The sequence below is a fragment of the Pigmentiphaga sp. GD03639 genome, from assembly GCF_029845405.1.
GTDB lineage: Bacteria > Pseudomonadota > Gammaproteobacteria > Burkholderiales > Burkholderiaceae_B > Pigmentiphaga > Pigmentiphaga daeguensis.
On sequence record NZ_JAOCLR010000034.1, the window covers coordinates 27,752 to 50,698 of the forward strand.

At 70.1% G+C, this 22,947-nt stretch carries 22 protein-coding genes and 1 pseudogene; 16 read left to right on the top strand and 7 right to left on the bottom strand.

Annotated elements, in window-relative coordinates; translation table 11 throughout:
- Complete coding sequence (locus N5K27_RS24800) at nt 1-627, top strand: aminotransferase class IV (protein ID WP_087837923.1); 627 nt, start codon at nt 1-3, stop codon at nt 625-627.
- Here N5K27_RS24800 and N5K27_RS24805 read toward each other — a convergent pair.
- Nucleotides 624-1,433 carry a tRNA threonylcarbamoyladenosine dehydratase gene (locus N5K27_RS24805; protein WP_087837924.1) on the bottom strand — a complete coding sequence of 270 codons (810 nt, stop codon included), beginning with the start codon at nt 1,431-1,433 and terminating at the stop codon, nt 624-626. The genes N5K27_RS24800 and N5K27_RS24805 overlap by 4 nt on opposite strands.
- A gap of 183 nt (nt 1,434-1,616) precedes the next feature.
- Between N5K27_RS24805 and N5K27_RS24810 the strand changes: the two genes are divergently transcribed.
- The gene (locus N5K27_RS24810; RefSeq protein ID WP_243724524.1) at nt 1,617-2,846 is read left to right on the top strand and encodes an MFS transporter; all 1,230 of its coding nucleotides are present in this window, start codon (nt 1,617-1,619) and stop codon (nt 2,844-2,846) included.
- Nucleotides 2,847-2,862: 16 nt separating this feature from the next.
- Here N5K27_RS24810 and N5K27_RS24815 read toward each other — a convergent pair whose 3' ends face one another.
- Nucleotides 2,863-4,305 carry an amidohydrolase family protein gene (locus N5K27_RS24815; protein WP_279819883.1) on the bottom strand — a complete coding sequence of 481 codons (1,443 nt, stop codon included), beginning with the start codon at nt 4,303-4,305 and terminating at the stop codon, nt 2,863-2,865.
- Between the two features lie 157 nt (nt 4,306-4,462).
- Here N5K27_RS24815 and N5K27_RS24820 point away from each other — a divergent pair, with 157 nt between their 5' ends.
- From N5K27_RS24820 to N5K27_RS24840, 5 genes and pseudogenes are all read left to right on the top strand, one after another.
- The gene (locus N5K27_RS24820; RefSeq protein WP_243724523.1) at nt 4,463-5,107 is read left to right on the top strand and encodes a gamma-glutamylcyclotransferase; all 645 of its coding nucleotides are present in this window, start codon (nt 4,463-4,465) and stop codon (nt 5,105-5,107) included.
- A 31-nt stretch (nt 5,108-5,138) separates the two neighbouring features.
- Entirely contained in the window at nt 5,139-5,774 is a 636-nt protein-coding gene (gene pdxH / locus N5K27_RS24825) for a pyridoxamine 5'-phosphate oxidase (RefSeq protein WP_087837926.1), read from the top strand.
- Between the two features lie 181 nt (nt 5,775-5,955).
- Nucleotides 5,956-6,867, top strand: a pseudogene (locus tag N5K27_RS24830) (DUF72 domain-containing protein); the annotation flags it as partial.
- 66 nt (nt 6,868-6,933) lie between these two features.
- Nucleotides 6,934-7,449, top strand: coding sequence for a flavin reductase family protein (locus N5K27_RS24835; protein ID WP_087837928.1), 516 nt, complete (start codon nt 6,934-6,936; stop codon nt 7,447-7,449).
- 22 nt (nt 7,450-7,471) lie between these two features.
- Nucleotides 7,472-8,254: a hypothetical protein gene (locus tag N5K27_RS24840; protein ID WP_087837929.1), complete on the top strand. Its 783-nt coding sequence runs from the start codon at nt 7,472-7,474 to the stop codon at nt 8,252-8,254.
- Between the two features lies 1 nt (nt 8,255).
- Here N5K27_RS24840 and N5K27_RS24845 read toward each other — a convergent pair whose 3' ends face one another.
- From N5K27_RS24845 to N5K27_RS24860, 4 genes are all read right to left on the bottom strand, one after another.
- Nucleotides 8,256-9,251 (bottom strand): L-threonylcarbamoyladenylate synthase, encoded by a 996-nt coding sequence (locus N5K27_RS24845; protein WP_279819890.1) that lies wholly within the window; start codon nt 9,249-9,251, stop codon nt 8,256-8,258.
- 4 nt (nt 9,252-9,255) lie between these two features.
- Nucleotides 9,256-10,434: a 5-(carboxyamino)imidazole ribonucleotide synthase gene (locus N5K27_RS24850; protein ID WP_279819892.1), complete on the bottom strand. Its 1,179-nt coding sequence runs from the start codon at nt 10,432-10,434 to the stop codon at nt 9,256-9,258.
- Nucleotides 10,431-10,961, bottom strand: coding sequence for a 5-(carboxyamino)imidazole ribonucleotide mutase (gene purE / locus N5K27_RS24855; protein ID WP_279819895.1), 531 nt, complete (start codon nt 10,959-10,961; stop codon nt 10,431-10,433). The genes N5K27_RS24850 and purE overlap by 4 nt, the downstream gene beginning before the upstream one ends.
- A 123-nt stretch (nt 10,962-11,084) precedes the next feature.
- On the bottom strand, nt 11,085-12,176 hold the full coding sequence (locus N5K27_RS24860) for a YeiH family protein (RefSeq protein WP_279819897.1): 1,092 nt from the start codon (nt 12,174-12,176) through the stop codon (nt 11,085-11,087).
- A gap of 109 nt (nt 12,177-12,285) precedes the next feature.
- Here N5K27_RS24860 and N5K27_RS24865 point away from each other — a divergent pair, with 109 nt between their 5' ends.
- A complete protein-coding gene (locus tag N5K27_RS24865) occupies nt 12,286-13,215 on the top strand; it encodes a LysR family transcriptional regulator (protein ID WP_279819899.1) in 930 nt (309 codons plus the stop codon).
- 91 nt (nt 13,216-13,306) lie between these two features.
- Nucleotides 13,307-14,149: a thioredoxin gene (trxA, locus tag N5K27_RS24870; RefSeq protein WP_279819901.1), complete on the top strand. Its 843-nt coding sequence runs from the start codon at nt 13,307-13,309 to the stop codon at nt 14,147-14,149.
- Between the two features lie 274 nt (nt 14,150-14,423).
- Here trxA and N5K27_RS24875 read toward each other — a convergent pair whose 3' ends face one another.
- Nucleotides 14,424-15,392, bottom strand: coding sequence for a tripartite tricarboxylate transporter substrate-binding protein (locus N5K27_RS24875; protein WP_279819904.1), 969 nt, complete (start codon nt 15,390-15,392; stop codon nt 14,424-14,426).
- A 150-nt stretch (nt 15,393-15,542) separates the two neighbouring features.
- On the opposite strand from N5K27_RS24875, the gene N5K27_RS24880 reads away from it, so the two are divergent.
- Genes N5K27_RS24880 through N5K27_RS24910 form a run of 7 tightly spaced genes read left to right on the top strand, consistent with a single transcriptional unit; the run spans nt 15,543 to nt 22,943 of the window.
- Nucleotides 15,543-16,535 (top strand): 4,5-dihydroxyphthalate decarboxylase, encoded by a 993-nt coding sequence (locus N5K27_RS24880; protein WP_087837935.1) that lies wholly within the window; start codon nt 15,543-15,545, stop codon nt 16,533-16,535.
- A 9-nt stretch (nt 16,536-16,544) separates the two neighbouring features.
- On the top strand, nt 16,545-17,483 hold the full coding sequence (locus N5K27_RS24885; RefSeq protein ID WP_087837936.1) for a 3-carboxyethylcatechol 2,3-dioxygenase: 939 nt from the start codon (nt 16,545-16,547) through the stop codon (nt 17,481-17,483).
- Nucleotides 17,484-17,514: 31 nt separating this feature from the next.
- Nucleotides 17,515-18,363, top strand: a complete 849-nt coding sequence (locus N5K27_RS24890) for an alpha/beta hydrolase (protein WP_279819908.1) — start codon at nt 17,515-17,517, stop codon at nt 18,361-18,363.
- A 51-nt stretch (nt 18,364-18,414) separates the two neighbouring features.
- Entirely contained in the window at nt 18,415-19,866 is a 1,452-nt protein-coding gene (locus tag N5K27_RS24895) for an aldehyde dehydrogenase family protein (RefSeq protein ID WP_279819911.1), read from the top strand.
- Nucleotides 19,867-19,883: 17 nt separating this feature from the next.
- Nucleotides 19,884-20,714, top strand: a complete 831-nt coding sequence (locus N5K27_RS24900) for a p-hydroxycinnamoyl CoA hydratase/lyase (RefSeq protein WP_087837939.1) — start codon at nt 19,884-19,886, stop codon at nt 20,712-20,714.
- Complete coding sequence (locus N5K27_RS24905; RefSeq protein ID WP_087837940.1) at nt 20,711-21,904, top strand: CoA transferase; 1,194 nt, start codon at nt 20,711-20,713, stop codon at nt 21,902-21,904. The genes N5K27_RS24900 and N5K27_RS24905 overlap by 4 nt, the downstream gene beginning before the upstream one ends.
- 34 nt (nt 21,905-21,938) lie before the next feature.
- Nucleotides 21,939-22,943 (top strand): tripartite tricarboxylate transporter substrate binding protein, encoded by a 1,005-nt coding sequence (locus N5K27_RS24910; protein ID WP_279819915.1) that lies wholly within the window; start codon nt 21,939-21,941, stop codon nt 22,941-22,943.
- The last annotated feature ends 4 nt before the right edge of the window (nt 22,944-22,947 follow it).

Here is a 22,947-nt window from a genome sequence, read left to right on the forward strand (position 1 = left end):
ATGCGGCCGCAGTTGATCGAAACCATCCGGGTCGAGGACGACGGCCGCATGCCGCTGCTGCCCTGGCACCTGGAGCGGCTCGGCGCCTCGTGCTCCGAACTGGCCTACCACTGGTCGGTGGACGCGGTGCAGCGGGCCATCGCCCGGGCCGCCGCCGGGCTGCCCGAAGGCGTCGGGCATCGCATGCGCGTGCTGGTCGCGGACAACGGCAGCGTCGAGGTCGAGACCTCGGCGCTGCCGCCGCTGCCGCCCCGCCCCCGCGTGGCGCTTGCCCCCGAACGCCTGGACTCGGGCACGGCGCTCCTGCGCCACAAGACCACGTGGCGGCCCTGGTACGAAAGCGCGGCGGCCTGGCTGGCCGGCCACCCCGACCACTTCGACCTGCTGTACCTGAATGAACGCGACGAGCTGTGCGAAGGCAGCCGCACCAACGTCCATCTGCTGCTGGACGGCCGCTGGGTCACGCCGCCGGTATCCTGCGGCCTCTTGCCCGGCGTGCAGCGCGCCGCGCTGCTGGACGAGGAAAAGGTGGAAGAAGCCGTGGTGACGCGCGCCGACCTGGGCCGGGCGCAGGGGCTGCGGCTGTCCAACGCCCTGCGCGGCTGGTTCGACGTGATCCTGGATTAGCGCGCCGCCGGAAACACCACCCGCAGCACCTCATGCGCCGCCGCCAGCCCCATGGCGGCGGTCACGGTGACCGCCGAGCCGTAGCCCGCGCAGGACAGGCCCTGCGGCGCCCCGGCCGGCGCGTCCACGTCCTGGGACCAGGCCGCCGGAAGCCGCGCGGGCTGGTCCACCCACAGGGAACGCACCTTCATCTTCGGCACCCGGCGCGCCGGTTTGCCCGCGGCGGTCGATGCCTTGGGATAGCCGTGCTGGCGCCGGAGCTGGTTGCGGATCTTGGCCAGCAGCGCGTCGTTGACCGCTTCCGACAGGTCGCCCGCGCGCAGCGCCAGGGGATCCGTCTTGCCGCCCGCCCCGCCGCACACCACCAGCGGCGCGCCGCTGCGCCGGACATGCAGGATCATGGCGATCTTGGCCGACACCTGGTCAGTGCAATCCAGCACCACGCTGGCCTCGTCCGCCAGCAGCCGCGCGACATTGCCGGGATCGAGGAAATCGTCGACCAGGTTCAGCACGCACTGCGGGGAGATGTCGCGGATGCGGTCGGCCATGGCCTCGACCTTGGACTGCCCCAGCGTGCGGCCCAGGGCATGGACCTGGCGGTTGATGTTGGATTCGGCGATGTGGTCCAGGTCGATCAGCGTCAGCGTGCCGATACCGCTGCGGGCCAGCGCCTCGGCCGCCCACGATCCCACCCCGCCCAGCCCCACCACGGTGGCGCGCGCGGCGCGCAGCGCGTCCAGGGCGCCCGCCCCGTACAGGCGGTCCAGCCCGCCGAAGCGGCGCTCGCTGTCGATGTCGCAGCTCATGACGGAAACTCCGGAAGGGGAAGGCGAGAAGGCATGGGAACGGCGCGCGCGGCCGGAACGAAGACGGCTCCGATGTTAGCAGCCCGCCGGACCGCCCTCTTCGCGGGCCCCGGGGGTTAGAATGGACCCACCACAAGAAACCGCCGCGAGACCACGGCGACATTTTTCCCGCCCCCTCCCATCTTGCCTGCACCCACGCCGCGCCAGGACGCCCCCGCCCCCGAGCCGCACGCCGCGCCGCTCGACGACCGCGGTGTCGCCGTCTTCTGCACGCTGGCGATCCTGAGCCACATGGCGCTGACCGGCGGCCGGGTGACGGTCTCGCTGGGCGCGCTGGCGCAGGGCGCCTCCAGTTTCACCGTGGGCGTGCTGATGGCGCTGTTCGCGCTGGTCCCCATGCTGTTGTCGGTCCACACCGGCCGCTGGGTCGACCACATCGGCGCGCGGCGCCCGCTGCGCATGGGCGTGGGCCTGCTGATCGCGGGCAGTCTGCTGCCCTTCCTCCTGCCCCGCACGCAGGTGCTGTTCCTGTCCAGCTGCCTGACCGGCATAGGCTGCATGGTGTGCCAGATCGCGGTGCAGAACGTCATGGGCATCCATGCCACGCCCGACCGGCGCATCCTGAATTTCTCGCGCCTGTCCCTGTCGCTGTCGATTTCCGGCTTCGGCGGCCCGCTGGTGGCCGGCCTGTCCATCGACCACCTGGGCGTGCGCTGGGCCTTCGGCGTGCTGCTGCTGTGCCAGCTGGGCGCGCTGGGATTGCTGCTGCGGCAGCAGCACCGGCTGCCGCGCGCCGCCGGCAACACCCGGCCGGCCTCGCGCGAACAGGTTAGCGACCTGCTGGCCAGTCCCACGCTGCGCCGCGTGTTGATCGCCACGGCCCTGTTGTCGGGCGCCTGGGACCTGAACTCCTTCATGGTGCCGATCTTCGGCGCCTCGATCGGCCTGTCGGCCACGACCATAGGCGTCATCCTGTCCGCCTTCGCCGTGGCCACCTTCGTCATCCGCATGCTGCTGCCGTGGATACAGCGGCGCATGGCGCCCTGGACCCTGCTGCGCACCGCCATGTTCACCGCCAGCGCGGTCTACGTGCTGTACCCGTTCTTCCGCGACGTTCCCATCCTGATCATGCTGGCCTTCCTGCTGGGCCTGGCGCTGGGCAGCGGCCAGCCCAGCCTGCTGGCGCTGCTGCACACGCATGCGCCGCCCGGCCGCGCCGCCGAGGCGCTGGGGCTGCGCATGGCGACCATCAACGGCGGCCAGTTCGTGCTGCCGCTGGCCTTCGGCAGCCTGAGCGCGCTGGCCGGCCTGGGACTGCCCTTCTGGACCGTCGCCGCCTGCCTGCTGGCGGGCGGCATCTTCAACCGCTCGCCCAAGCGCCCCGTGGCCACGCGGCGCGGCCCGGCCAACTGAGGCGCCAGGCCCGCGCCTAGGCCTGCTGGGCCCGTTGCACCATGCGCAGGGCACGCTGCCGCAGTTCGCGCGCCGCCGGCTCGATCCTGGGATCGACCATGCGGCCGCCGGTCTTCACCACGCGGCCGTCGACGATGACCGTATCGATATCGGCGGGCGTCGCCTGCAGCACCAGGGTGCCGACCGGATCCAGCATGGGGGCGGTCGCGACGCTGTCGCTGCGGATCAGCAGCAGGTCGGCCCGCTTGCCCGGGGTGATGGAGCCCGTCACGTCGCCCAGCCCCAGCGCCTTTGCGCCATCGGCCGTCGCCAGGCCCAGCATGTCGCGCGCCGACACCGCCTTGGCGGCCGGCGCCTTGCCCGTCTCGGCGAAGGACTGCGCGTTCAGGCGCGCGATCTCGGCGGCCAGGGCGGTGCGCATCTGCGTCATCATGCCGCCGCCGAAGGCCGACGGGATGTCCGTTCCCAGGCTGACGGGCATGCGGCCGCGCGCGGCCTTCCAGATTGCCGGATGCCCGTGGCCGCAGTGCAGTTCTGCCTCGGGGGTGCTGACCAGGCAGGCGCCCTGGTCCGCCGCCAGCCTGAACTCGCCGGCATCCAGGTCGTTGGCGTGCACCAGTTGCAGCCTGCCGTCCAGGAGGCCTTGCTGCGCCAGCGTGGCGATCAGCCCCTTCTTGCGCTGCGCGTAGATGGGCGCCGCGCAATGGAAGGACGTCAGTACCTGCAGGTCGCGCAGCATGCGCATGTCGGCGAAGGCGGGCTCCAGCGGCATGAAGTCGGGCCCGGGCAGGCAGGCTCCCAGCATCACGCGCCCCTGGTCGGACGACAGCCGCCCCACGCGCAGCGAACGGGCGTGCTCCAGCATGCGGCGCAGCGGCGCGTCCGAGCCCTGCGGCGTACGGGCGGCGATGCTGTAGGCGAAGATAGCCCGCACGCCGGAATCCAGCAGGCCGTCCACCGCCGCTTCCGCATGCTCGGGCGTCATGGCCTCGCGGTTCCAGTCCATCAACGTGGTGGTGCCCAGCGACATCTGCTCCAGCGCGCCCACGTACTCCGCCAGCCGCACGTCGTCCGGGCTCATGCGGTTGGAATACTTGAGCACCAGCGTGCTGTAGTAGTCCGCGAAGGTATGTTCCGTGGATACGCCGCGCTGCATGGTCTGGGCAAGGTGGATATGGCCGTTCACGAATCCGGGCGACACGATCATGCCGGTGCCGTCGATGACCGCGGCGCCCGACGGCGCGGACAGGTTGCGGCCGACCTCGGCGATGCGGCCATCCACGACCAGGACGTCGGCCATCGGCATGTCGCCCAGGCGGGCGTCCATGGAAACCACATACCCGCCGCGCACCAGGAAATCGCGCCGGGCGGGGCGATCCGCCGCAGGGGCGGCTGCCGCCCAGGCCGGCCAGACGGTGGCCGCGCCGGCGGCGGCCTTCATGAAGCTCCTGCGTTCCATCTCCTCTCCTTTTTTGGTCTATAAGAATAATTTGCAATCGATAGCATTTATAATGCTATCGATTGCAAATGGAAATCCTATCGTTTCCACCAGCCCGCCGCCGGGCCGGCGCGGGCGGCCCTAAAATGAAGGCGTCTGCCGCCTTTTCGAACACCGCGTGTCCCCCGAGACGTTTCCCCCCGAATACCACCCGTTGCTGCTTACCGAAGCCCAGCGCCAGGCTTCCATGGACGCGGCCCTGAGCGCCTGGCGCCCGGGCGACGACGTCTGGCTGTACGCCTATGGCTCGCTCATCTGGAACGCCGGCTTCCCCCTGCAGGAACGGCGCCAGGCGGTCGTGCGCGGCTACCACCGTTCGCTGTGCCTGTGGTCGCGCATCAACCGGGGAACGGTGTCCGCGCCGGGCCTGGTATTCGGCCTGAACCGGGGCGGCAGTTGCCGGGGCTTCGTGCTGCGCATCGCCGCCGCCGACGTCCGGCCCGTCTTCGCGGTCTTGTGGGAACGCGAGATGATGATGGGTTCCTACCTGCCCCGCTGGCTGCGTTGCGAGACCGCCCAGGGGCCCGTCGACGCGCTGGCCTTCGTGATCGACCGGCGCGGCACGGGCTATGCCGGCGGCCTGCAGGAAACGGAGCTGCTGGCTGCCATCCGCCGGGGCCACGGGCGCTACGGCGCCTGCGTGGACTACGTGCTGGACACCGCGCGGGCGCTGCGCACCCACGGGATACGCGATCGCGCGCTGGAACGCCTGGCGCGCCGCCTGGCCGCCACGGGCGAGGACGGCGGCGGCGACCCGGTATAGTGAGGGCTGTAGTCTTTTCTTTCCGCCGACCATGTCCATCGCCGACATCCGCCAGAACTACCAGCAGGGCGCCTTGCTGGAAGCCGACGCTCCCGCCTCGCCGTTCGAATTGTTCGGAGCCTGGTTCGGCCGCGCCGTCACCGACCAGTTGCCCGACCCCAATGCCATGACGCTGGCCACCGTGGACGAACGCGGCCGCCCGGCCGCGCGCACCGTGCTGCTCAAGGGCTACGACGAACGCGGCTTCGTGTTCTATACCAACTACCAGTCGCGCAAGGGCCGGGACCTGGCCCACCTGCCCTATGCCAGCCTGCTGTTCTTCTGGCCCGTCCACGAACGGCAGATCCGTATCGAGGGCCGGGTGGAACGGACCTCGGACCAGGAGTCGGACACCTATTTCCACAGCCGGCCGCTGGCCTCGCGCATCGGCGCCTGGGCCTCGGACCAGAGCACCGAAATCCCCGACCGCGACGTGCTGCGCGCGCGGGAGACGCAATTGCGGGCCGAGCTGGGCGAGCATCCTCCGCGCCCCGCCCATTGGGGCGGATACCGCGTGGTGCCGGACTCCATCGAGTTCTGGCAGGGCCGGCCGTCGCGCCTGCACGACCGGCTGGTCTATCGTCCCCTGGCCGCAGGGGGCTGGCGCATCGTGCGCCTGGCGCCTTGATCGCCGCATGACCCCGCAGGACCAGTCTCCCGGTCCGGACGAGGCGGCGGACGACGAGAACGGCGCACAGCGCTCGTTCTTCGACGACGCGCCCGCCAGGCCGCCCGCCAAGGCCAGGGGCCGGGCCAGGACGATTCCCGCCGCCGAGCATCCCGACGCGCTGCGCCAGCTCGGCGCCGCGATGCCCGCACAGTTGCACCTGGGAACCTCGTCCTGGGCCTTCGCCGGCTGGAATGGCATCGTCTACGGCGCCAAGGCCAGCGAATCGCTGCTGTCGCGCGAAGGCCTGCCGGCCTACTCGTCCCATCCGCTGCTCAATAGCGTCAGCCTGGACCGCACCTTCTACGCGCCGCTGACCGCCGAACAGTACGCCCACTACGCGAACCAGGTGCCCACGGGTTTTCGCTTCGTCGTCAAGGCGCCCAACCTGGTGACCGACGCCGTCCTGCGCGACGATCGCGGCGCGCCGGCCGGCCCCAATCCCAGCTTCCTGGACCCGGTGCTGGCCACCGACCATTTCGTGACGCCCTGCCTGGAGGGCCTGGGCACGAAGGCGGGTCCGCTGGTGTTCCAGTTCTCGCCGCTGCCCCCCGAGATCCTGGGCGATCCCGCCGGCTGGGTCGCCCGCCTGTCGGCGTTCCTGGCCGCGCTGCCTGCGCTGCCCGCCTCGCAGGGCCACGAACGCCCGTTCTACGCGGTGGAGTTCCGCGACCCGCAGGCGGTCACGCCGCGCATGATGAAGATGCTGGCGGAGCGCGGCGTGCGCTACTGCGTCGCCATCCATGCGCGGATGCCGTCGGCGGCGCGCCAGATGCAGGCCGTGGCGGCGACCGGCCCCGGCCCGCTGGTGGTGCGCTGGAGCCTGCTGGCGGGCCAGCGCTACGAAGCGGCCAAGGCGCGCTTCTCGCCCTTCGACAAGATCCAGGTCCAGGATCCCGAAACGCGGCGGGTCCTGGCCGAAGCCGCGCTGGCCGCCCACGCCGCGGGCCAGCCGGCCTGGATCGTGGCCAACAACAAGGCCGAGGGCAGCGCGCCCCTGACGCTCGAGCTGCTGGCAAGGGAAATCGCGACACGCTCCGCGCCGCCCGGATAGAATGAGGGATTACAGCAACATCAGCCACGCAACCCGCGACCTGGGTGCGTCAGCCCTCCCCCCTGGATGCCCGCAGCTCTTCCGGACTTCGACTCCACCGCCTTCCGCTCCGCCCTGGGCCGCTTCGCCACCGGTGTGACGGTCGTCACCGCCATGGGCCCCGACGGCCATCCTGTCGGCCTGACGGTCAGTTCATTCAATTCGGTGTCGCTATCGCCGCCGCTGGTGCTGTGGAGCCTGTCGCTCACCTCCGGATCCCTGCAGGCGCTCGAAGCGGCCAGCCATTACGCGGTGAACGTGCTGGCGGCCGACCAGATCGACGTCGCCCGGCGCTTCGCCACGCGCGGCCATGCCGCCGACCGCTACGCGCACGTCACCTGGCGGCCCGGCAGGCATGGCGCCCCGCTGATAGACGGTTGCACGGCGTGGTTCGAATGCTATAACCGCAGCAGGTACCGCGAAGGCGATCACTGCATCTTCGTCGGCGAAGTCGAGCATTGCGGTCACACCGATGCCATGCCGCTGGTGTTCCATGCCGGAGGCTTCGACCTGACGCCGCAGCGCACGCGCAAGACTCCTTGACCCCATGACCGCCAGGCTTTCCATGCATCGTCGCACCGTCCTCGCCCTGCTCTGCGCCCTGTCCCTGACCGCCTGCAACGGCTATTTCGGCTCGTCCGACGATGACAGCGGCGGCGGCGGTGGAGGCGGCGGGGGCAACAGCGACGCCCAGGGCATCTGGACCGGCAACCTCACCAGCGACACCTTGTCGCTGAGCATGCTGGTCACGCCCAGCAACGAACTGTGGGCCATGTCCTGGAGCGAGGGCTTCAGCCAGGTGCGGCGCATGACCCGCGGCACCGGGTCCCTGAACGGCAAGGCCTTCACCGGCACGGGCAAGACCTTCGGCACCGGCGACACCACGGTCGAGACGGCTAACCTGACCGGGACGGTCACCAGCGCGTCCAGCTTCGACGGCAACCTGGGCCAGAACGTGACCTTCACGTCCAGCTTCAACAGCCAGTACAACGATGCCTTCGACCTGGCCAACTACGCCGGAACGTGGACGGGCCGCGACAGCACCAGTTCCGCCGTCACGATCACCGTGCAGTCCAATGGCGATTTCTCGGCCCGCTCGTCCATCAGCGGCCGGCCGGACACCTGCAACATCAACGGCGCGCTGGCCAGGGCTTCCTCGGGCAAGAACTACGCGACCACGACCTTCTCGTTCGGCAGCGCCACGAACTGCCTGAGCCAGCACGCGGGCGCCAGCATGCAGGGCGTGGCGATACGGTTGACGGAAAAGGACAAGCAGCCGCTGCTGCTGATCATGGCGACCAACAGCGGCCAGTCGGCGGGCTGGTTCGCCTACGCGCGCAAGCAGTAGATCAGGCCTCGCCCGACCCCACGGCCGCCCGTCCCAGGCGGTCGCGCACCGCCGTCCAGGCGGGCGCCGCGGGCGGCTGCTCGAACAGCAGGACATCCACTCCCTTGCCGTCCAGTTCGCGCAGGGTCGCGTACAGCGCCTGCGCATAGCGTTCGGGATCGGCGGGCGCCTCTAGCCAGCAGGCCGCGCCGCCCGGATCCTGGCGGGACCAGACCCCCGCCGAGCGGCCACGCGCCGCCTCGGCGGCGATCTCGTCCGCGAGCCGGCCGGCGTCGACCAGCCTGAGCGGCGTGCGCGGCGCATAGTGCGCCGACAGCGATCCCGATACGCGCGGCACCGGGCGTTGCGCGTCCATCTGGGCGCGGGTCAGCACGGGGCTGCCCAGCACCTCGGACAGGGCCAGGGCCGAGACATGGCCCGGACGCAGCAGGATGGGGATCTGGGTGGAGACGTCGACGATGGTCGACTCGATGCCGACTTCGCAGGGCCCGCCGTCCAGCACCAGCGGCACCGCGTCGCCGAACTCGTCGGCCACGTGAGCCGCCGTGGTCGGGCTGACCCGGCCGAAGCGGTTGGCCGACGGCGCGGCCAGGCCGCCGCCGAACGCGGCCAGGAGGGCCTGCGCGGCCGGATGCGAGGGACAGCGCAGCCCGACCGTGTCCTGCCCGCCCGTGACGGCATCCAGCACCCCGGCGGCGCGCGGCAGGATCAGCGTCAGCGGCCCGGGCCAGAATGCGTCCATCAGCCGGCGGGCGGCCTCCGGAATGCTGGCGGCCCAGCGCGACAGGTCGGCGCCGGCCGCGACGTGCACGATGACGGGATGGTCGTTGGGCCGGCCCTTGGCGGCGAAGATGCGCGCCACCGCCTCGGCGTCCGAGGCATCGGCGGCCAGGCCGTAGACCGTCTCGGTGGGCATGCCCACCAGTTGTCCGGCCTGGAGCAGCGCCACCGCTTGCGCGATGGCTTCCGGCGTGGGCGGCAGGATGCGCGCGCTCATGCGGCTACGGATAGGCGATGCCCAGCGCCGCCGCCACCTGCGCGGCACTGCGCTCGGCCTGCGCGCGGTCCGCGCCCAGGCAGGTCACGTGGCCCATCTTGCGGCCGCGCCGTGCCTCGGTCTTGCCGTACAGGTGCAGCTTGGCGGTGGGTGCCTGCAGGGCCCGGCCCCAGGCCGGTTCGGCGGCCTGTTCGCCCGCCTGGAACCAGATGTCGCCCAGGATGTTGAGCATGACCGACGCGGCCAGCGCATCGGACGACCCCAGCGGCTGGCCCGCCAGCACCCGTACCTGCTGCTCGAACTGGCTGGTGACGCAGGCATCGATGCTGTAGTGGCCGCTGTTGTGGGGCCGTGGCGCGATCTCGTTGACGATCAGGCGATCGCCCGGCAGCACGAAGAACTCCACGCACAGCACGCCGCAATACTCCAGCCCGGCCGCGACCTGCAGCGCCGCGGCGCGGGCGCGGCGCACGATGTCCTCGGAAGCGCGCGGCGACGGCACGGTCGAGATCGCCAGGATGCCGTCGCGATGCACGTTCTCGGAGACCGGATAGGTCACCACTTCGCCGTCGAAGCCGCGCGCGACCACGACGGAGATTTCGAACTCCAGCGGCAGCCTGGCCTCGAGCACGCAGGGCACGTTGCCGAACGAGGCGAACGCGGCGCGCGCCTGCTCGGCCGACTCGACCCGGGCCTGGCCCTTGCCGTCGTAGCCCAGGCGCGCGGCCTTCAGGATGCCCGGATACAGCGAGGCGGGCGCCGCGGCGATGTCGGCCTCAGCGCGGATCTCGGCATAGGGCGCCACGGGCACGCCTATCGAGGCGATGTAGCCCTTCTCGGCGATGCGGTCCTGGGCGATGGCCACCGCGCCGGCAGCCGGACTGACCTGGCAGCGCAGGGCCAACTTCTCGAGGCTGGCGGCCGGGACGTTCTCGAATTCGGTGGTAACGGCGGCGCAGCGCTCGGCCAGTTGCGCCAGGCCGGCCTCGTCGTCGTAGCCGGCACGGATGTGCAGGTCGGCCACCGCGCCGGCGGGACAATCGGCGATCGGATCCAGCACCGCCACGCGGTACCCCATGCTTTGCGCGGCATGGCAGAACATCCGGCCCAGCTGGCCGCCGCCCAGCAGCCCCAGCCAGCCGCCCGGCTGCACCACGCGCGCCTTCGCCTTGCCTTCGCTCATGCCTGTGCCCCCGGAGGCAGCGCCATCGCGCGCGCGGCCTCGGTCTGGCGGGCACGAAAGGCCTCGAGCTTCTTGCGCAGCGCTGGATCGGTACAGGCCAGGTTGGCCACCGCATGCAGCGCCGCGTTGGCGGCCCCGGCTTCGCCGATGGCGAAGGTGGCCACCGGCACGCCCTTGGGCATCTGCACGATGGAAAGCAGGGAGTCCTCGCCGCGCAGGTACTTGGACGGCACCGGCACGCCGAACACCGGCACCGGCGTCAGCGCCGCCAGCATGCCCGGCAGGTGGGCCGCGCCGCCGGCGCCCGCGATGATGGCGCGCAGGCCCCGGCGGGTGGCCTCGGCGCCGTACTCGACCATGTCGAGCGGCATGCGGTGGGCCGACACCACGCGGGCTTCATGCGCCACGCCGAACTCGTCGAGCACGGCGACGGCATGCTTCATGATCTCCCAGTCGCTGGAAGACCCCATGACGATGCCGATCTGCACCGCCTCGGGGGAAGAAGAGGAAGAAGGGGAACTGGACATGTGGGACCTTGCGGGCACCCGGCGTGCCGGGGCAGCGGGCGAGCGTCGAAAAGCGCGATTTTAACCCGCCACGGCATCGCCGCAGCGGGATGCCCGCCCCCTTGGGCGATCCCGCAACAGGACCTAGCCGATCAACGCATTGACCAGCGCGCCGCCGCCCACCAGCCAGACGAACAGCAGCCCGGCCAGCAGCAGCGGGCGCAAGCCGGCGCGGCGGATCGCGCCGACGTGGGTGGTCAGCCCCAGCGCGGCCATGGCGATGGCCAGCAGCAGGGTATCGAAGTCGATCGCGGCCGACATCAGCCAGTCGGGAATCGACACCAGCGAATTGAATACCACCATGGCGATGAAGCCCACGGCGAACCAGGGAATGCACAGGCCGCTGCCCTCGCCCTTGCCGTCGGCCTTGCCGCGCGCGCACTCCCAGGCCAGCCAGGCGGACAGCCCCAGCAGGAACGGAGCCAGCATCATGACGCGCACCATCTTGGCGATCACGGCGGTGTCGGCCGCTTCGGTTCCCACCGCGCGGGCCGCGGCGATGACCTGGGCCACCTCGTGCACCGTGGAGCCGACGTAGACGCCGAAGCCGTGCGTGCCGCCCGGGATCAGGCCCCACTGCTGGTTCAGTTCGTACAGGAAAGGATAGAGGAACATCGACACCGTGCCGAACACCACCACGGTCGCGACCGCCACCGCGACCTGGTCGGCCTTGGCGCGCAGGACCGGCGCGGTCGCCATGACCGCGGCCGCGCCGCAGATGGAGCCGCCGGCGCCGATCAGCCAGGCCGACGTCCGGTCGAGCTTGAACACCCGCGTGCCCACCAGCCATGCCAGGCCGAAGGTCGACAGCAGCATGACCGCGTCGATGGCCACGCCCGCGGCGCCGACGCCGCCTATGTCCTGCCACGTCAGGCGCAGGCCATACAGGATGACGCCCGCACGCAACAGGGTCTGCTTGGCCACCCCCACCCCGGCCGCGCTGGGCGCGGCGATGCGCGGATAGACGGTGTTGCCCACCAGCATGCCCAGCACGATGGCCAGCGTCAGCGCGCTGAACCCTCGGCTGGCGAAGAATTCCCAGCCCGCCAGCCTCATCGCGGCCACCCCGATGGCCGTGGCCAGGAGGAGGCCGGGGCCCGCCTGCCGGAAGAATCCGGCCTTGCCCTGAGACGGGCGGCCGGCGGCGGCGATGGAGGTAGCAGACGAATTCGACATAAGCTAATAACTTCTGGAATGAACGCCCTCCACTCTAAGCACGCTCTTCGATCCGTCAAAACGGTTTATTTTTGTATATTCAAGCTGGAAAACCGGTAATTCGAGTTATATGGAAGCCCTGCGCCTGACCCTGCGCCAATTGCAGATATTCGCCGCCGTCGCCGACACCGGCAGCACCAGCGCCGCCGCCGCGGCCGTGGCGCTGTCCCAGTCCGCCACCAGTGCGGCGCTGAACGACCTGGAGCGGGCCCTGGACATGGCGTTGTTCGACCGGGTGGGCAAGCGCCTGGTGCTCAACGACAACGGCCGGGAACTGCTGCCCCAGGCGCGCGAGCTGCTGGACCGCGCCACCGCGATCGAACGCTGGGCCCGCGACGGCCAGGGCCACGTGGGCGTGCTGCGCATCGGCGCCAGCACCACCATCGGCAACTACGTGCTGCCCACCCTGCTGGCGGGCTTCCAACGCGACCTGGCGGACAGCGGCCAGCCGCAATGGACGGCTCATGTCGCCATCGCCAACACGCTGGCCATCGCCACCCAGGTGGTGAATTTCGAGCTGGACCTGGCCCTGGTCGAGGGGCCGTGCGAACAGCCCGAACTGACCGTCGAGCCCTGGCTGACCGACGAACTCGTGATCGTGGCTGGCGCGCGCGACCCCATCGTGCCGCCGGCGGGCGGCCGGGTCTCGACCGCCCAGCTGCGCGCCGCCACGTGGCTGCTGCGCGAGGAAGGCTCCGGTACCCGCGAGACCATACGCGAGGCGCTGACCCCGCACCTGCACCACATGAAGTCGGGCATCGAGTTCGGCAACTCGGAAGCGATCAAGCGCGCCGCCGCGGGCGGGCTGGGCATTACCTGCCTGTCGCGCTGGGTGGTCAGCGACATGCTGGCGACCGGGGAACTGGTCGAGCTGCCCACGGGGCTGCCGCGCCTCGACCGCTCGTTCTACCTGATCTCCCACGCGCGCAAGCTGGCCACGCCCGGCGTGCGGCGCCTGACGGCCTACCTGCGGGCCTTCGCGCAGGATACGGCGGCGTAGGCGCGTCGCCCCGGACAGCACGGCCCCCCGAAGCGAAAAATCAAGCACAATCTCTTTTTGCTTACCGCTTCATAGCCATAGGATTCCCGGTATGGATGTCACGCTAGCCAATTTCGAAAGCGAGGTCTTGCAGGCCTCGCGCGACAAACCGGTCCTGGTCGATTTCTGGGCCCCGTGGTGCGGCCCCTGCCGGTCCCTGACCCCGACCCTGGAAAAGCTGGAGCGCGACTATGGCGGCGCCTTCAAGCTGGTCAAGGTCAACGTCGACGAGAACCAGCAGCTGGCCGCCCACTTCCAGGCGCGCAGCATTCCGCTGGTCGTCGCCATCCTGGGCGGCCGGCCGGTGGACCAGTTCACCGGCGCAATGCCCGAAGGCCAGATCCGCGCCTTCATCGACCGCCTGCTGCCGCTGCCGCACGAACAGGAACACCAGCAGGCCATGGCGGCCATGCAGGCCGGGGACGTCCCCACCGCCGAGAAGCACCTGCGCGCGGCGCTGGTCCTGGACGCGGCCTACGATCCGGCGCGCATGGACTATGTCGAGCTCTTGCTGACCACGGGCCGCCCCGAGGACGCCAAGGCCCAGTTCGCGCTGCTGACGCCGCAGGCCAAGGCCGACCCCCACTACGCCAACCTGGAGACCGCGCTGAACGCGGTCGAGCAGGCGCAGGATTCGCCCGAGGAAACCGAGCTGCTGGCCCGTATCCAGCAAAACCCCGGCGACCTGCAGGCGCGCCTGGACCTGGCCAACAAGCGCATCGCGCGCCGCGCCTGGGCCGGCGCGATGGACGAACTGCTGGAAATCGTCCGGCGCGACCGCAGCTTCCAGGACGAGATCGGCCGCAAGACCATGATCGCCGTCTTCGACATGGCCTCGGCCCAACCCGAGCTGGTCTCGCAGTACCGCCGGAAGCTGTCGACGGTATTGTTTTAGCCCCCCAGGGGAAGCCCACCCCCTACCCGCTGACGCGGGCCCCCTCAAGGGGGCGGCGCTGGCGGACCGGCAAAGCCGGATCCGCGGCGCCCTGGGTCTAGTGCCTGTTTCTTGGTACGCCACACCGTTGCTACCGCGGGCAGCCAGCGATAGCAACCGTGCTTCAGTCCAAGATACTTTCTCTAGACCCAGGAAACCGCGGATCCGGCTTTGCCGGTCCGCCGGTTTCGCCCCCTGGGGGGCGCGCGTCAGCGCGTAGGGGGGTCCTCTTCTTCTATTCGAGTTTTATGCCGGTTTCGGCCACGACCTTGCCCCAGCGCTGCGTTTCGTCGGCGACCAGCTTGGCCAGTTCGGCGGGTGACGAGGGGGCCGGGTCGGCGTAGACGCCGGACAGTTTCTCCGTCACGGCGGGCTCGCGCAGCGCGGTCGCCACCATTTTCGACAATGCATCCACGGCGGACTGGGGCGTGCCCGTGGGGGCGAACAGCGCGAACCAGCCGCCCGACTCCAGGCCCGACACGCCGGATTCGGCGAAGGTGGGAATGTCCGGCGCGAAGCGCGAACGCTGGGTGCCCGTCACGGCGATGGCCTTGATGCGGCCGTCCTTGAGCAGCGGCATGGCCGGCGGCAGGCCGGCCACCACCAGGTCCAGTTCGCCGCGCGCCAGCGCCGGCAGGGCCTCGGCGAAGCTGCGGCTGTACGGGATGTGCAGCAGCTTGAGCCCATAGTTGCTTTGCAGGTAGGCGGCGGCCAGGTGCAGGTTGGTGCCGACGCCGGGCGTGCCATAGCGCAGTTCCTTCTGCCTGGCCAGGGCCAGGAACTCTTGCGGGTTCGAGGCCGGCAGCTTGGGGCTGGCCAGCAGCACGTTCTGGATGCGGGCCAGCAGCGCGACGGGCGCGAAGTCCTTCTCGGGCTTGATGCGCCAGTCGGGATAGAGATGGGTCAGGATGCCGTGCGTGTCCTTGCCGCCCAGCAGCAGCGTATAGCCGTCGGCCTTGGCGTCGGCCACGGCCTCGGTGCCTATCTTGCCGCCGGCGCCCAGTTTGTTCTCGACCACGAAGGATTGGCCGGTCTGGCGCGACAACTGTTCGCTCACGACGCGCGCGATCAGGTCCGGCGCCGTGCCCGGCCCATAGGGCACGACCACGCGCACGGGCCGGTCGGGATAGGAAGGTTTCTGGGCCGCCGCGGACGCGCAGACGAACAGGGCGGCGAGCGCGCAACGCGCGATGGATCGGTGCATGGAAGTCTCCTCGTATACGCACGCCCGTGTCTTTCGAATGGAGGGTCCGGCATGCGCAGACTCGATGCTAAACCTCTAAAACTCAAAAATCTATACTTTTGATTTTTTGAGGTCTAGAATGGGCGCCGATGATCGAACCGCAGGAGCATCATGGCCCGCTTACCCATCACCATCGCCACCTGGGACTATGACCGGGTCCGTCCGCTGCTGGACGGCCGCGTCACCGTCGAAGGCTGCGAGGTCAACTACCTTCCCATGCCGGTGGAAGAGTGTTTCCATCGCGCCTATTTCCACGGAGAATTCGACGTCGCCGAGATCGGCTTCAGTCCGTTCCTGATCGCGCTGTCGCGCGGCATCGCGCCCTACGTCGCCCTGCCCGTCTTCCTGTCGCGCACCTTCCGCCACTCCGCCATCTACATCCGCAATGACCGCGCCATCGCCAGCGCGGCCGACCTGCGCGGCAAGCGCATCGGCCTGCCCGAGTACCAGATGTCCGCCGTGCTGTGGGTGCGGGGTTTCCTGAAGGACGAGTACGGCATCGAGGCCGCCGACATCGAATGGGTCCAGGGTGGCCTGGAACAGTACGGCCGCAAGGACAAGTTCCCGCTCAATCTTCCGCCGGGCTTCCCGCTGTCGAGCGCGCCCCAGGGCCGCTCGCTGTCCAGCCTCCTGGCCAACGGCGAACTCGATGCCGTCATCTCCGCCCGAGCGCCTTCCTGCCTGCTCGACGGCCACCCCCGGGTGCAGCGCCTGTACCCCGACTATCGCGCGGTCGAGCAGGCGTACTACGCCCGCACCGGCCTGTTCCCCATCATGCACGCGCTGGGCGTGCGCCAGGACCTCGCCCAGGCGCATCCGTGGCTGCCCTCCAGCCTGTACAAGGCGTTCGCCCAGGCCAAGGAAATCGCCGAGCGCGACCTGCGCGAAGTCACCGCGCTGAAGATCGGGCTGCCGTGGGTGACCGCCGAGCTGGAAGCGACCGAGGCGGTCATGGGCCGGGACTTCTGGCCCTATGGCGTGGAAGCCAACCGCAAGACGCTGGAAGCGATGACGCGCTATTCGTACGAACAGGGGCTGGCCGTCCGCCAACTGGGCGTGGACGAACTGTTCGCGGCCAGCACGCTCGACCCCGTCCACATCTAGGAGCCGTCCATGCCCGCGCAACTGATCTGCTGTTCGCACAGTCCGCTCATGCTGGCGGATATCGAGGCGTCCGACCCCGAGGGCCAGCGCGCCTTCTTCGACCAGATGGAAACGGTCTCGCGCGAGGTCCATGCCTTCGCGCCGGACCTGGTGGTGAGCTTCGGCCCCGACCATTTCAACGGCTTCTTCTACGACCTGATGCCGGCGTTCTGCCTGGGCCTGGCGGCACACGGCACGCGCGACTGGGGACTGCCCGGCGGCCCGCTGCGCGTGCCCACCGAGCTGGCGCTGGAGTGCGCCCGGGCGCTGCATCGGCAGGACCTGGATACCGCCATTTCCTACGACATGTGCGTGGACCACGGCAACGCCATCTCGCTGACGCAACTGACGGGCGCGCTGGCGCGCTACGACGTGCTGCCCATCTTCCTGAATTGCGCCGCCGATCCGCGGCCGTCCATGCGCCGATCGCGCCTGTTCGGCGAGGCCGTGGGCCGCTTCCTGGCCACGCGCGGCCTGCGCGTGACCATCATCGGCTCGGGCGGCCTGTCGCACGATCCTCCCACGCCGCGCCTGCGCCAGGTGCCGCACGACATCGCGCAACGGCTGGTCAAGCGGCATACCCCCACGGCCGAGGAACTGGCCGCGCGCGAGGCCCGCGTGATCCAGGCCGGCCGCGACCTGGTCGCCGGCAAGGGGCCGTGCATGCCGCCCGACCGCGACTGGGACGAGGCCTTCATGGCCAAGCTGTGCGCGTACGACGTCGATGCCCTGGATGCCATCGACGATGCCGAGATCGACCGCAAGGCCGGCTTCGGCGGGCACGAGATCCGGGCCTGGGTCGCGGCCGCGGCCGCCGCGCGCGCGATCGAGACCCATCCCATGCAGGTGCGCTACTACCGGATCATTCCCGAGTGGCTGACGGGCATGGGCATCGTCACCGCCGGCTGACCCACCGACCACGAACCGACCAGGACACACCATGGCCCCCATTGCCCATCGCACCGGCACCGCCCGCAGCGGCGACGTCGAGATCTTCTATCGCCGCTTCGGCGCCCCCGGTGCCACGCCCGTCCTCATCGCGCACGGCCTGTCCTACTTCTCGTACGACTGGACCGGCATCGCCGAGGCCCTGGCCACCGATCGCGAAGTGGTCGCCGTCGACCTGCGCGGCTTCGGCGACTCCACCCGCAGCCTCGAGCGGCACTACGACCTGCGCGACTTCGCCGGCGACCTCATCGCCGTGCTCGACCATCTGCAGTGGCCGCGCGCGGTGCTGGCCGGCCACTCCATGGGCGGGCGGATCTGCCTGTGCACCGCGCACTGGTATCCCGACCGCGTGGTGGCGCTGGCCTGCCTGGACTTCGCGCCCGACGTGGCCGCCGCGGGCCGCCGCAATGTCGCCCTGCGCATCGGCAACCAGCCAGACGTCTTCGTATCCGTGGACGAGGCACTGGCCTACCACGGCCTGCCCGCCGGCCTGCCCGCGGACGCTCCCGCCAGGAAACGCTACGAAGCTTTCCTGCGGCCCGTTCCCGGCGGCTACGAGCTCAAGCGCGACCTGCACTTCCGCGACAGTTTCCGCCAGACCCTGCAGGGCAAGCCCGCCGCGCCGGGACCGGACCTGTGGGCCATGGTCAGGGAACTGCGGATACCGGCACTGTTCGTGCGCGGCAGCCGGTCCGACATGTTCGAGGCGCCCACGCTGGACAAGCTGCGGCTGGCCAACCCGCGTTGCCGCGCGGAAGAAATAGACGGCAGCCACGACCTGGCCGGCGACAACCCCGGGGACCTGGCGCGCGTGCTGCGCGCCTTCCTGCCCGCCGGCTGAACCGGCCGCCGGCCCGATACGACACGACGACACCGAACCAGGAGGAAGACCATGTCCATCGAAAAACTGCTCCCCCGGCACCGCGACCTGTATTACGGCGGCGCCTGGCATCGCCCGGAAGGCGGCTATGCCGACTCCTTCAGCCCGTCCACCGGCGAGAACCTGGGCCCCTGCGCGGTGGCCAGCCGCGCCGACGTCGACGCCGCCGTGCGCGCCGCCCACGAGGCCTATCGCTCGTGGCGTCGCACCTCGCCCGGCGAACGCGCCACGGTGCTGCGCCGCATCGCCCAGGTCATGCGCGAGCATCGCGAGGAACTGGCCATGATCGACGCCATCGACTGCGGCAATCCCGTGTCCGCGCTGATGAACGACGTCGACATCGCCACCCAGCTCATCGACTATTTCGCGGGACTGGTCTATGAGCTGCGCGGCTCCACCATTCCCATGGGCGAAGGCGTCATCGACATGACGGTGCGCGAGCCCTACGGCGTCTGCGCCCGCATCGTCGCCTACAACCACCCCATGATGTTCACGGCCAGCCGGCTGGCGGCGGCAGTGGCGGCCGGCAATACCGTCATCATGAAACCGCCGGTGCAGGCGCCGCTGTCGGCCTACCGGCTGATGGAACTGATAGACGGCATCGCGCCGCCCGGGGTCATCAACGTGCTGTCGGGCGGGACCGAGTGCGGCCAGGCGCTGGTGGACCACCCGCTGGTGCCCAAGGTCACGCTGATCGGCAGCATCGCCACCGGCAAGGCCATCGCGCGCGGCGCGGCCGAGCACCTCAAGCACGTCAGCCTGGAACTGGGCGGCAAGAACGCGCTAGTTGTCTATCCCGACGCGGACCTGGAACGGGCGATCAAGGGCGCCGTGGCCGGCATGTGCTTCACCTGGTGCGGCCAGGCGTGCAGCTCGACCACGCGCCTGTTCGTGCACGAGTCGGTGTACGACCAGGTGGTCCAGGGCGTGCTGGAAGGCGTGCGCGCCTACCGCCCCGGCCTGCCCACCGACAAGGCCACGACCATGGGCGCCATCGTCTCGCGCGAGCAGTACGACAAGATCATGCACTACATCGAGCTGGGCAGGCAGGAAGGCGCCCGGCTGGCCGCGGGCGGCAGGCATCCCGACGGCGCCGAGCTGGCCAACGGGCACTTCATCGAACCCACCGTGTTCACCGACGTGACCATGGACATGCGCATCGCGCGCGAAGAGATCTTCGGCCCGGTGCTGTCCATTCTCAAGTGGTCGGACGAGGACGAGATGTTCGAACAGGTCAACTCGCTGGAGTACGGACTGGCCGCCGGCGTCTACACCACGCGCCTGGACACGGCCCACCGCGCCGCCGGCCGCTTCGAGGCGGGCTACGTCTGGGTCAACAACGCCGCCAAGCATTTCTTCCCCGCACCCTTCGGCGGCTACAAGCAGTCGGGCAACAACCGCGAGGAATCCTTCGAGGAACTGGTGTCCTACACGCAATTGAAGAACGTCTACATCACGCTTTGAACCAGGAAGAGACAAGCATGCAATTCGATCAGTTGAAGAACGTCAAAGTCGAGATCGCCAACGGCATAGGCTGGGTCACGCTGAACCGCCCCGACAAGCGCAACGCGATGAGCCCGGACCTGCACTTCGAGATGGTGGACGTGCTCAAGGAGCTGGCCGAGGAGCCGTCGGTGCGCGTGCTGGTGCTGACCGGCGCGGGCGACAGCTGGTGCGCCGGCCAGGACATAGGCCTGTTCTTCCGCGCGCTGGACGACAAGCCCAAGCAGCGCCACCTGGCCCGTCTGGCCAACCACGAATGGCGCTGGACCCTGCTCAGCAGCTTTCCCAAGCCCACCATCGCCATGGTGAACGGGCACTGCTACGGCGGCGCCTTCGTGCAGTTGTTCGCCTGCGATTTCGCCATCGCGGCGGACGAAGCGCAGTTCGGCCTGTCCGAGGTGAACTGGGGCATCCTGCCCGGCGGCCTGGTCGGCAAGGTCATCGTCGACGGCCTGGCCTACCGCGACGCGGTCTACTATGCGATGACGGGCGATCCCTTCAATGGCAAGGTGGCCGCGCAGATGCGGCTGGTGACCGAGTCCGTGCCGCTCGAGCGGCTGCGCGCGCGCACCGAGGAACTGGCTGCCACGCTGGCGCGCAAGAATCCGCAGACGCTGCGCACCATCAAGGAAAGCCTGCGCCTGGTGCGCGGCATGAGCGTGGACCAGGCCGCCGACTACCTGCTGGCCAAGGAACGCGAGATGCGCTTCATGGATACCGAGGGCGGGCGCGAACAGGCGATGACCCAGTTCCTGGACGAGAAGACCTATCGCCCCGGCTACGGCGAATACCGGCGGGACGCGCAATGAGCGCCGCGTCCGCGCCCGCCTCCGGCGACGTGCTGCAAGGCATCCGGGTGCTGGAGCTGGGCAACTTCATCACCGGCCCCTACGCCGGCCTGATGCTGGCCGACCTGGGCGCCGACGTGATCAAGGTCGAGCGGCCGGAAGGCGACCCCTTCCGCGCCTTCCGCGACGGCCAGTACAGTCCGAACTTCGTCGCCTTCAACCGCAACAAGCGCAGCGTCAGGCTGGACCTGGGCAGCGCGGCCGGGCGCGACGCCCTGCTGCGGCTGGTGGACACGGCGGACGTGCTGATCGAGAACTTCCGCCCCGGCGTCATGGACCGGATGGGACTGGGATGGGAAACGCTGCGCGCCCGGCGGCCGCAGCTGGTCTATTGCGCCATCGGCGGCTTCCTGCCCGGCAGCCGGCACGAGGGCCAGCCGGCCTTCGACACCATCGGGCAGGCCCTGAGCGGCATGCTGGACACCTTCCTGGATCCGTCCGATCCGCAGGTGCGCGGCCCCACCATCTCGGACCAGCTGGCGGGCATGTACGCGTGCCAGGGCATCCTGGGCGCGCTGTTCGCCCGCCAGGCCAGCGGGCGGGGCCGGCTGGTGGAGGTCAACATGATCGAAGCCTCCATGTCCTTCATGCCCGACTTCTTCGCCAGTTATACCCGCGACGGCACGCGCATGCAGTCGACCACGCGCGCGTCCTATTCGCACAGCCTGGCATTCGAGTGCGCCGATGGCGCGCGTATCGGCCTGCAGCTCTCGTCGCCGCCGAAATTCTGGGAAGGCCTGGTGCGGGCGGTGGACATGCCCGAACTGCGGGACGATCCGCGCTTCGCCACCCGCGGCGCGCGCATCGCCAACTTCGAGGCGCTGTCGGGCCTGCTGCGCGAGCGCTTCCGCACGCGGCCGCGGGAGCACTGGCTGGCCGCGCTGCGCGCCGCCGACGTCCCGCACGCGCCGGTCCTGACCGTGCCGGACATCCTGGACGACCCCGAGTTCGCGGCCGCCGGCAGTTTCCACCAGTTGCATCATCCGGAGATGGGCCCGGTGCGTGCGCTGAGCCGGCCCATCCGCTACGACGGCCAGCGTCCGCCCAGCCGCCATCCTCCTCCCACGCTGGGCGAACAGACCGCCGCGATCCTGGCCGAGGCCGGCCTGTCGGAACAGGAAATCGCCGCCGCCCGGGGACCGACCGCCTAGAGCCGTCCGTTTGCAAAAGAAAAGGAGACACCCCATGCCAGACCATCGCGACACTTCCATCACCCGCCGCGGCTTCATCGCCGCCGGCGCCGGCCTGGCCCTGGCCGCGGCCGGCGCCGCGCGCGGCCAAGGCGACACCTACCCGAGCCGCGCCATCCGCGTCATCGTGCCCTTCCCCGCCGGCGCCGGGGCCGACTCCAACGCCCGGCTGGTAGCCCAGCAATTGGCGGAAAGACTGGGCCAGCCGGTGGTGGTCGACAACCGGCCCGGCGCCAACGGCCTGATCGGCACCGAGGCCGTGGCCAAGGCCGCGCCCGACGGCTATACCCTGCTGTTCGTCGACCGCGGCGCGCTGGGCATCAACCCCAGCCTGTACAAGAAGCTGCCCTACGATCCGTTGAAGGATTTTTCCTACGTAGGCATCGCGGTCTGGGGCCCCTATGTGCTGGTGGCCGGCTCCAAGCAGCCCGCCAAGACCATCCAGGAGTTCGTCGCCGCCGCCCGCAAGCAGCCCGGCCGCCTGACCTATGCCAGCTTCGGCAACGGCAGCATGACCCAGCTGGGCACCGAGTCGCTGTGCTCGCTGCTGGGCATACAGCTGACCCACGTGCCCTACAAGGGCGGCGCCCCGGCGCTGACCGCGGCCATGGCCGGCGAGGTGGACATGGCCCTGGTCACGATCGGACCCGCCCTGGGCGCGATCCGCGAAGGCCGCGTGCGGCCGCTGCTGGTGGGCGGCGGCCGCCGCTTCCCGCTGCTGCCGGACGTGCCCGCCGTGAGCGAGATCGGCGGCGACGAGAACACCATCCCCAACACCTATTTCGGCTTCGCCCTGCCGGCCGGCACGCCCGCCGCGATCCGCGACCGCCTCTCGGGCACCATCCGCCAGGTGCTGGCCGATACGGCCATCCGGGCAAAACTGGCCGACAGCGGCTTCCAGCCTGCCCAGGGCACCCCGGAGGAGATGCGGTCCACGGTGGAACGCGACATCGCGGCCTTCGGCCGGCTCGCGCGCGAACTGAATATCCGGCCCGAATGATGGA